Below are 7,791 nucleotides of genomic sequence, written 5' to 3' on the forward strand. Positions count from 1 at the left end.
AATGAATACAAATCAAATCAAACGAATATGAATGCAACAAACCGTATCCCAGTCAGCGTGCGAATTACTCAGGAAGACGCTGATTTTATTGCTGAATTAAAAATAGAAGGTGCGAATACGCCGTCTGAAAAAATCCGCGAGCTGCTCAAGCAGGCGCGTTTGGCGCATACGCAGACGCGCGATTACGGTTCCGCGCTGACGGCGCAGGAGCAGTTTTTCCAAGCGGCGAAACATGATGTATTGCACGCGGAAAAGCAGGCGGGGGCGCATTCGCATATCGTGGCGCGCTTGTTTGAACAGCTGCCCGACTTGGGCGCGACGCTCGCCGCCGACTTGCCCGAAGAAGCCGACCTCGACAGTTTGAAAAAATACGAACGCGAACTGATGTGGCGCATCGTCCGCCTGACCGACAGCATCCTGCAGCTCGCCGTAACCGGCAAAGGCGCGGCATACGACGATACCGTGCTGCAACAGCTTGAAAACACTTTGAAACTGGCGAAGATTGTGCAGCAGGCGGGCGAGGTTTGAGGCGTGAAGGAAAGGCTGAATGAAAAATGGAGTACGGCAGCGAGAAAAGTGGGCGCATGATACCCAAAATAAGCAAAACAGATTTGATTGCCGCCGTGATAATGCTCAGTGTACCACTGGTTTTAGCGGGCAGTACGATGGCACTAAGTCTGTTCCAGCCTGTACGTGAAGAAGCTGTGCGCCTGAGTGGCGATATTCAATATATTCCACCCAAACGCCCTCCCTTTGCTGCACTGGAGTATGGTGGGAAGCATTATTCCGTGAATACCGCTCGGTTTGTTGACGGGCAAGGACTCAAGTTTTTCGATAACCACCGTCCGGAAAAAATCATCAGCATTGAAGGCTTCCGCTTCTATACGCCGTTAAGCTATCGAGACACGCCACAGGGTTTGGTGATACAGCAGATAGAATATGTAGAGGATGGCAGACATCAAGTGTTGGTTGTACCGCCGGAACAATTGGCTGTTGCATTGAGAGATAAGCGGCTTGAGCCTTGGCTTGACCGCCTGGTTTGTTATGGCATGTATCTGGCTGCTTGCGGCAGTTTGTATGTGTTTTATCGAAAAGAAAAATTAAAAGGAAAATCCAAATGAGCGAAACCCTATCTCGCAGATTGGGTTGTTTAGTGAGTGGCGATTTTCATGCCTTGATTGTGCAGCAGGCGAGGAAGGTTTGAGGTCGTCTGAAATCCGCTTCCCTCTCATTCCTAAACATTCATGTCGGACATCAAAGACAGAGGCAACAAGATGGAAAAATGGATAGCAGAAGCATACGAATTATTTGCACCTTACAGCGTGCGCTTCCCGCTGAATATCTGCACTTGCAACAGCTGCTCTCCCGAAGATTTCCAACAGGCGCTACTGAAATATCCGTTACGCGAAATTCCTGCTGATATGTTGCAGGCGTATTTGGGCAGCGTGCCTTTGGACAAAGGAGCTGCGACGGCTTTAGACATGAAACATTTTCTGCCGCGTATTTTGCAGGCTTTGGTCAACGAGGAAGATGTCCGATCGCTTGATGAAACGTTGCTCGATAAGTTGCGTTGCGATTTGCCCGAATGCTGGACAAAAGAAGAAATCGATTGGTTAAAACGTTTCTCCGCCGCTTGGTTTGAATCGCAACTGACCGCGCCCCGCTATGAAGGCTGCTTGGTCGTTTGGCTGAATATGTTTCAATTCGCCGGATTGGATGTTGTCGACGAACTGTTGGCATTGTGGACGGAACAGGCGGATAAAACGGCAGCTTTACGCGAATTTGTCGATTTGTACTTAGACATTCCGTATGGCAGCAACGAGCCGGATTGGTACAAAGTCTGCTATCTGCCCGAGCATTGTCCGAATAGAACGCAATTCGCCGCCCGACTGTCGGCTTGGTTTGCCCACCCGAATACCCGTACCAGATTCAGACGAGCTTTAGAACAAGCCCTGCTGGAAGGCAAAGAAGATGAAAACGAAACATTGTCATGGGAGCAATGTTACGACTGGTTGGCACAATCGAATGCCGGCTAAACACAATATTTCTCATGATTTCATAAAGAAAGGAAAATCCAAATGAGCGAAACCCTATCCCGCAGAGTGGGCCGTCTGGTGAGCGGCGGTTTTCATGCCCTGATTGATGCGGCGGAGAACCTTGCACCTGAAGCGGTCATGAACGAGAGCATCCGCGAAATCGAGCGGGCGGTGGACGAAGTGCGTGCCGAATTAGGCAAAGTGTTGGCGCAGAAACACCTTGCCGCCAAGAAAATGGCGGACGAGAGCAACCGCCACGAAGCCATCGATGCCAACCTGCAAGCTGCCGTAGCCGCTGGGCGCGACGATCTTGCCGAGGCGGGTATCGCCGAACAAATGGACATCGAAGCGCGGCTGCCTGTTTTGGAAAACACCATCGCCGACTGCGCCGCACAGGAAAAAGAACTTGAAGGTTTTATCGCCGCCTTGCAGGCGAAAAAACGCGAGATGCAGCAGCAGTTGCAAGGCTGGTGCGCGGCGCAGCAAAGCACGGGGGCAGGCAAAGCGGCAGGCGGCAGCGACCTCAACCGCATCGCCCGTGATGCCGAAAAAAGCGGCAACACCTTTGACCGCGTGATGGGTCGTCAAAACGCGGTACATAGCAGCACCGATGCGGCGCAGTTGGCAAAATTGAAGGAATTGGAAGACTTGAGCCGCAACAACCGTATTGCCGAACGATTGGCAGCCTTAAAGGCGGGGAAATAAGATGAATTTTGTTAATAAGATTTATGAGCTTGCTGAGCAGATTGATTACCACCATAAGATGTTGAATCACCATGCTGCATGGTTGCTGTTATCAACTGTTGCAGTTTGGTCTCTTAGTGATAATCACCCCATTCCCGCAATAGTTGCTTCTATTTTAATTATGGGATTCTATGCAGTTATTATTACAAATGACTTGAAGGCAAAATATGGCGACAAATTGATTGCGGATGGATGGAAAATCCATATCAAAAAAGCCATAGAAATGCTGGAAGCAGAGATTTTGGAAGGTTGCGAAGAGTCTGAGCAGCAAAAACTCTTAGATTTACTAGAGGAGAAATGCCATAGCCGGATAAAGTTTAAAAATTTCCTTAAACATCGTCCGTTTCTAATTGCGTATGTTTTTTGGGCTTGGATGTTTTATGAAAATCTGATTGCATTTCTTCGTTATATAAAATAATCCATGTTTTCAGACGACCCTCTCTATCGGAAAGGTCGTCTGAAAAGAAAAACGCCGCGCGGAGCTTGTCCTTGCGGCGTTGGCGGAACGAATCAGTAGTCGATACGTTCGCTGATGATGCGCAAATCCGGCCATGAGAAAACGATGTCGTATTCGCGTCCGTTTTTGAAGGCTTCGGCTTTCAATACGGGGCGGCCGCGGCGGTCATCGGCTTCGATTTCGTGAACTTGGTAGCCGCGTCGTTCGAGAATCCGCATCACTTGTGCGCGTTTTTGCTCGAAAGACGGATCGCTGTAAATTTGGTGTTCGATGTAGTCGTCATCGTAATACTTGCCGTCGCGGTAACGGTAATCGTCATTACGGTCGTAATCGCGCTCATAGCGGTCGTCGTAACGACGATCATCATAGCGGTCATCGTAACGGTCATAACGCTGCTCGTAGCGGTCGGTACGATAGTTGTCATCGTAATAGTCGTAAGGATAAGGGGCGGCACAAGCGGTCAGTGCGATACTGCCTAAGAGTAATACCGGTAAGAGTTTTTTCATGTCGTATCCTTTCGGGACGTGGGGTAAGTAAAGAATATTCGGAAGCGGATTATAAATCGACGCGTTCTACGAGAATGTTCAAATCGGGATAAGACATCACGATTTTGTATTCCAAGCTGCCTTTGTAGGCCTCAAATTCCAAAACGGGTCTTGCCCAATAGAGGTCGGTGTCGGAATCGTGGACTTCGTAGCCTCTGTTATGCAGGATGGACAAAGCGCGGTCGTGGTGTTGCGCGAACGCCGGGTCTGTCTCCATGCGGTATTGGGCGTAGTCTTCGTAAAGGTCGAAACCTTCTGCTGCAAGAAAAATAGCGCAAACAGCGGCGACAGGAAGCAGCAGTTTTTTCAAAAGCGGTTTGGACGGCTTTGTATATTGCGACTGAGAATGTTTCATTTCGTTCCCTTTGCGTCTGTTGTCGGTATAGACATTTAAACACGCAGGACTTAGGGAAAAGTTAGGAGCGGTTTCAGACGACCTTTCTTTACGGTACGCACAGGTCGTCTGAAAAATAGGGGAATTTCATGATTTTTGCCATCTTGATCGGCTTGCTAACCGCCGTCTTGCTTTACTTTGTGATGTTTAAGGATTGGGACGAATTTGTCGAATGCGTCGAATTCTATTGCACCCCCGACATCATCAGCGCGCTGCGGGGGCGGTATTGGGATGACGTATGGGCGGAAACCAAAATCCTGCTGTGGCTGGGCATCAGTTTGGCGGCGGGCGCATCGGCTTATGCCTGGCTCAACTAGAGTCGGCGTTTCAAGGCGGATACCGTCTTTATTGCCGCGAACAGTAAATAATTGAAAGGAATGTCAAAATGAGCAAAAAACACACTTACCGCACCGCGACAATATGGACGGGCAATCTCGGCGAAGGCACATCATCCTACACCGCTTATTTGCGCAACTTTACCGTTTCCGCCGAGGGCAAGCCCGACCTGCACAGTTCCGCCGACCCCGCCTTCCGCGGCGATGCGGGTCGCTGGAACCCCGAAGAAATGCTGTTGGCCGCCGTTTCTGCCTGCCACAAACTATGGTACCTGCACCTGTGTGCCGACGCGGGCATCTGCGTTACCGCCTACACCGATCATGCCGAAGCGGTGATGGACGAAGGCGGGAATGGGAGCGCGGGGCGTTTCGTCTCCGCCGTGTTGAAGCCGTGCGTTACCATCGCCGCAGGAAACGACCGCTCCAAGGCTTTGGAACTGCATCACGAAGCGCACCGTCTGTGTTTCATCGCCAACTCGGTCAACTTTCCGATTGAATGCCGCGCCGAAATTGAGAGCGGAGAGGTCGTCTGAAAACCGAATGTCTGTTTGGGATGCACGGATAGGTCAAATTCAAATAAGACATACCTAATGCCGTCATTCCCGCGCAGGCGGGAATCCAGACCTCGATTCTAGAAGTATTATTTGTCTATTTAAGGTTGTCTGAAAGTTGATAGAACAAGGAACGGAATATGTGGAATTTAATCAACGCCCCCGAAACGGAAATCTTCGGCATCGCCATCGCGCTGATGGTTTTGCTCGGCGTATTGGAAGTCATCTCCATGCTGGCGGGCGGCATCAGCGACTGGCTGGACAACCTGCTGCCCGACAGCTTAACCGAAACCGCGCACGCCGAAGTCGGGCTGGACGCTGCGGACGCAGGCGTGTTCGTCAGGTTTCTGAGCTGGCTGTATGTCGGTCGCGTGCCGGTGTTGATGCTGATGGTGGTGTTCCTTGCCGTGTACGGATTGACGGGCTACCTGTTTCAGACGACCTTTGCCGCCGTGTTCGGCAGCTATCTGAACGGATGGCTGGCGGCAGTAGCCGTGTGGTTCCTTTCGCTGCCGCTGGTGCGCCTGACGGCGGGCGGACTGTACAAAATCATGCCCAAAGACGAAACCACCGCCGTTTCGCAGGAAAGTCTAATCGGACGCATCGGCACAGTGGTGCTGGGCGAAGCACGGGCGGGCAGCGCGGCGCAGGTGCGGGTGAAGGATGTGTACGGACAGCAGCATTATGTGATGGCAGAACCGGATTCCGACGAAGTGTTGAAACAGGGCGACACGGTGTTGCTGGTGTCGCTGGAGGGAAATACGTTTAAGGCAATTTTGAATCCGAGCGGGAGCTTGGTGGATTGAGGTCGTCTGAAAAGATATAGTGGATTAACTTTAAACCAGTACGGCGTTGCCTCGCCTTAGCTCAAAGAGAACGATTCTCTAAGGTGCTGAAGCACCAAGTGAATCGGTTCCGTACTATCTGCACTGTCTGCGGCTTCGTCGCCTTGTCCTGATTTAAATTTAATCCACTATAAACGTCGGTTTGCAATGAACCATCATTTTTATCAATTAATTAGAAAAACAAAACGGGGATAGATATGGATCATTTGGCGCAGTCCGAGCGCGATATGCAATCCCGCATCGAAGCGTTGAAAAACAAGCTGCCGCGAGGAGTCATCGTTGTCGGCGACGGACTGCTGTTTCAGCATTCGTTATTCAGAGGTTTGTTGTTTCAATCCTTGGTTGCTTTCTTGTTCGGTCTCATCGGCGTGGGCGGTCTCTGGCTGAAGATAGTGAAATGGATGGATCTATCGCTTTCTAGCAACATGACTTGGCTGCTGGCTATTGTATTCACGCTATGGTGGTTGTGGCGTGCGGAACGTTGGTGGTGCGGGCTGACGACCCGAAAATCGATTTATATTGATCGCGAAAAATTGATTATTTACGGTGCATTCGGACGCATCCGTTATCAAGGCGGACATGACGGGGCTTACAGGAAGTTTGACCGTATACATATGCGGGACATCGTCGGAGTCAGTCTGATTACCGAACGCAGAGGAACAACAGTCATCGGCGGGTTGCTGGGCTTAGGAAGACACAATATTTGTACAACAGCTTCCCAAAACGAATTTATTGAATTAACAGGTTGGCAGTGGAATTCAAGGTAAGATACCCAGCTATCAGACTGCGAAAAAAGAAACACCCAAGAATATTGATAAAACACAAAACAATAATCAGGAAAACAAATTTGTATGGATAACTCTCTTAACAACGAGCCAAGTTTGGAAAAATCCAACTCGGCAGCATTATGGCTGAAACGGACAACGGCCTTAATATTGTGGCTTGCCGCGTTTCTGTCGGGTGTAACGGCTTTGTATGGTCTGACCAGAGCGGGCAGTGAACCTGCAAATCTGATACTCGTCGCCTTATTGTCGGCAGGGGCGTGGTACGGTATCTATTTCGGCGGACGACTGACAGGCTGGTTCAGGTCGTCTGAAAACCCGCAAATCCGCTACCCCGCCATTCATTGGGCAATATGGACGCTTGAAACATTTTTCGCCTTATTTTTTGCAAGCATCATTTTCGATAAACAAAACATAGGATTGGTGGTTTTTTGCCTGATTTTTAGCGGCTTGGCGGGCGTGTCTGCATATTTGCGCGGCAAACGGCTGATTGCCGATTACCGGCTACGGAAAAATACCGAAGTCCGTGCAACGGTATGGCGGCTGATATGGAGCTTTATTTTTGCACTGTTATGGTCGGCAACCATCTTGCTCTGCCTGTATGCGCTTCTACGCCAAATGGCATTGCCTGAAGGAATTGAGCCTGCTACTTTCTGCTTTATCTTCATCCTAACCGTACTGTCGGGATGTGCTGCATATTACTGCTGGAATGGGTTGGCAAAATTGTTCCAAAAATATGCACAACAACAGAAAACGTGGTAGGCCAAATATCCGTCTCCGGCGTAATTCGACATGATGCCTATGTTAAATAACCAAGTCCGTAGCGTGGGCTTTGCCCACGAAGCAAACAGCTCGGATGATCGTTTAATTCAAGCGGCAGTAAGTCGCGGGCAAAGCCCACGCTACGGTTTGCAAAAAACAGAAATGGTAGGTCGGATTCTTGAATCCGACCTACCTTTAAAATCCCAGATTTTTAACCTTTCAGACGACCCCAAACCCTAAAAAACCGTCTGAACCCACGCCCCTCAAGGGTATATCGACAACAAGAAAGGAAAACCCATGAACTTAGTTTCCCTCGGCACCATTTCCGGTGTCATGCTCG

At 50.0% G+C, this 7,791-nt stretch carries 12 protein-coding genes and 1 pseudogene; 10 read left to right on the forward strand and 3 right to left on the reverse strand.

Annotation, left to right across the window (positions count from 1 at the left end):
- Positions 1–27: 27 nt before the first annotated feature.
- The 5 genes from ACTHUT_RS11310 (at position 28) to ACTHUT_RS11330 (ending at position 3,198) form a co-directional block, all read left to right on the forward strand.
- Positions 28–528: a hypothetical protein gene (locus tag ACTHUT_RS11310; protein ID WP_009312451.1), complete on the forward strand. Its 501-nt coding sequence runs from the start codon at positions 28–30 to the stop codon at positions 526–528.
- A 26-nt stretch (positions 529–554) separates the two neighbouring features.
- Positions 555–1,121 carry a hypothetical protein gene (locus ACTHUT_RS11315; protein WP_250601464.1) on the forward strand — a complete coding sequence of 189 codons (567 nt, stop codon included), beginning with the start codon at positions 555–557 and terminating at the stop codon, positions 1,119–1,121.
- A 153-nt stretch (positions 1,122–1,274) separates the two neighbouring features.
- On the forward strand, positions 1,275–2,036 hold the full coding sequence (locus ACTHUT_RS11320) for a hypothetical protein (RefSeq protein WP_250601466.1): 762 nt from the start codon (positions 1,275–1,277) through the stop codon (positions 2,034–2,036).
- 42 nt (positions 2,037–2,078) lie between these two features.
- Positions 2,079–2,741 (forward strand): PspA/IM30 family protein, encoded by a 663-nt coding sequence (locus tag ACTHUT_RS11325; protein ID WP_250601467.1) that lies wholly within the window; start codon positions 2,079–2,081, stop codon positions 2,739–2,741.
- 1 nt (position 2,742) lies between these two features.
- A complete protein-coding gene (locus ACTHUT_RS11330) occupies positions 2,743–3,198 on the forward strand; it encodes a hypothetical protein (protein WP_250591626.1) in 456 nt (151 codons plus the stop codon).
- Between the two features lie 92 nt (positions 3,199–3,290).
- On the opposite strand, the gene ACTHUT_RS11335 is transcribed toward ACTHUT_RS11330, so the two are convergent.
- Positions 3,291–3,743: a PepSY domain-containing protein gene (locus ACTHUT_RS11335; RefSeq protein WP_250601469.1), complete on the reverse strand. Its 453-nt coding sequence runs from the start codon at positions 3,741–3,743 to the stop codon at positions 3,291–3,293.
- A 49-nt stretch (positions 3,744–3,792) separates the two neighbouring features.
- Complete coding sequence (locus ACTHUT_RS11340) at positions 3,793–4,137, reverse strand: hypothetical protein (RefSeq protein ID WP_003767095.1); 345 nt, start codon at positions 4,135–4,137, stop codon at positions 3,793–3,795.
- 128 nt (positions 4,138–4,265) lie between these two features.
- On the opposite strand from ACTHUT_RS11340, the gene ACTHUT_RS11345 reads away from it, so the two are divergent.
- From ACTHUT_RS11345 to ACTHUT_RS11355, 3 genes are all read left to right on the forward strand, one after another.
- Positions 4,266–4,493 (forward strand): hypothetical protein, encoded by a 228-nt coding sequence (locus ACTHUT_RS11345; RefSeq protein ID WP_003743669.1) that lies wholly within the window; start codon positions 4,266–4,268, stop codon positions 4,491–4,493.
- A gap of 68 nt (positions 4,494–4,561) precedes the next feature.
- Positions 4,562–5,044 (forward strand): OsmC family protein, encoded by a 483-nt coding sequence (locus ACTHUT_RS11350; RefSeq protein ID WP_250601471.1) that lies wholly within the window; start codon positions 4,562–4,564, stop codon positions 5,042–5,044.
- A gap of 158 nt (positions 5,045–5,202) precedes the next feature.
- Complete coding sequence (locus ACTHUT_RS11355) at positions 5,203–5,868, forward strand: YqiJ family protein (protein WP_049230802.1); 666 nt, start codon at positions 5,203–5,205, stop codon at positions 5,866–5,868.
- Here ACTHUT_RS11355 and ACTHUT_RS11360 read toward each other — a convergent pair.
- Positions 5,859–6,070, reverse strand: a pseudogene (locus ACTHUT_RS11360) (hypothetical protein); the annotation flags it as partial. The gene ACTHUT_RS11355 and the pseudogene ACTHUT_RS11360 sit on opposite strands and share 10 nt — an antisense overlap.
- A 34-nt stretch (positions 6,071–6,104) precedes the next feature.
- Here ACTHUT_RS11360 and ACTHUT_RS11365 point away from each other — a divergent pair.
- Both ACTHUT_RS11365 and ACTHUT_RS11370 read left to right on the forward strand, forming a co-directional pair.
- The gene (locus tag ACTHUT_RS11365) at positions 6,105–6,674 is read left to right on the forward strand and encodes a hypothetical protein (protein ID WP_250601473.1); all 570 of its coding nucleotides are present in this window, start codon (positions 6,105–6,107) and stop codon (positions 6,672–6,674) included.
- An 84-nt stretch (positions 6,675–6,758) separates the two neighbouring features.
- Positions 6,759–7,451, forward strand: a complete 693-nt coding sequence (locus ACTHUT_RS11370; protein WP_070632767.1) for a transglycosylase — start codon at positions 6,759–6,761, stop codon at positions 7,449–7,451.
- The last annotated feature ends 340 nt before the right edge of the window (positions 7,452–7,791 follow it).

The sequence above is a fragment of the Neisseria sp. P0022.S010 genome, from assembly GCF_051956635.1.

Bases quoted from the DNA above. Each gene is read 5' to 3' on its own strand.
- ACTHUT_RS11310 (WP_009312451.1), top strand. From the start codon at position 28: ATGAATGCAACAAACCGTATCCCAGTCAGCGTGCGAATTACTCAGGAA.
- ACTHUT_RS11315 (WP_250601464.1), top strand. From the start codon at position 555: ATGGAGTACGGCAGCGAGAAAAGTGGGCGCATGATACCCAAAATAAGC.
- ACTHUT_RS11320 (WP_250601466.1), top strand. From the start codon at position 1,275: ATGGAAAAATGGATAGCAGAAGCATACGAATTATTTGCACCTTACAGC.
- ACTHUT_RS11325 (WP_250601467.1), top strand. From the start codon at position 2,079: ATGAGCGAAACCCTATCCCGCAGAGTGGGCCGTCTGGTGAGCGGCGGT.
- ACTHUT_RS11330 (WP_250591626.1), top strand. From the start codon at position 2,743: ATGAATTTTGTTAATAAGATTTATGAGCTTGCTGAGCAGATTGATTAC.
- ACTHUT_RS11335 (WP_250601469.1), bottom strand. From the start codon at position 3,743: ATGAAAAAACTCTTACCGGTATTACTCTTAGGCAGTATCGCACTGACC.
- ACTHUT_RS11340 (WP_003767095.1), bottom strand. From the start codon at position 4,137: ATGAAACATTCTCAGTCGCAATATACAAAGCCGTCCAAACCGCTTTTG.
- ACTHUT_RS11345 (WP_003743669.1), top strand. From the start codon at position 4,266: ATGATTTTTGCCATCTTGATCGGCTTGCTAACCGCCGTCTTGCTTTAC.
- ACTHUT_RS11350 (WP_250601471.1), top strand. From the start codon at position 4,562: ATGAGCAAAAAACACACTTACCGCACCGCGACAATATGGACGGGCAAT.
- ACTHUT_RS11355 (WP_049230802.1), top strand. From the start codon at position 5,203: ATGTGGAATTTAATCAACGCCCCCGAAACGGAAATCTTCGGCATCGCC.
- ACTHUT_RS11365 (WP_250601473.1), top strand. From the start codon at position 6,105: ATGGATCATTTGGCGCAGTCCGAGCGCGATATGCAATCCCGCATCGAA.
- ACTHUT_RS11370 (WP_070632767.1), top strand. From the start codon at position 6,759: ATGGATAACTCTCTTAACAACGAGCCAAGTTTGGAAAAATCCAACTCG.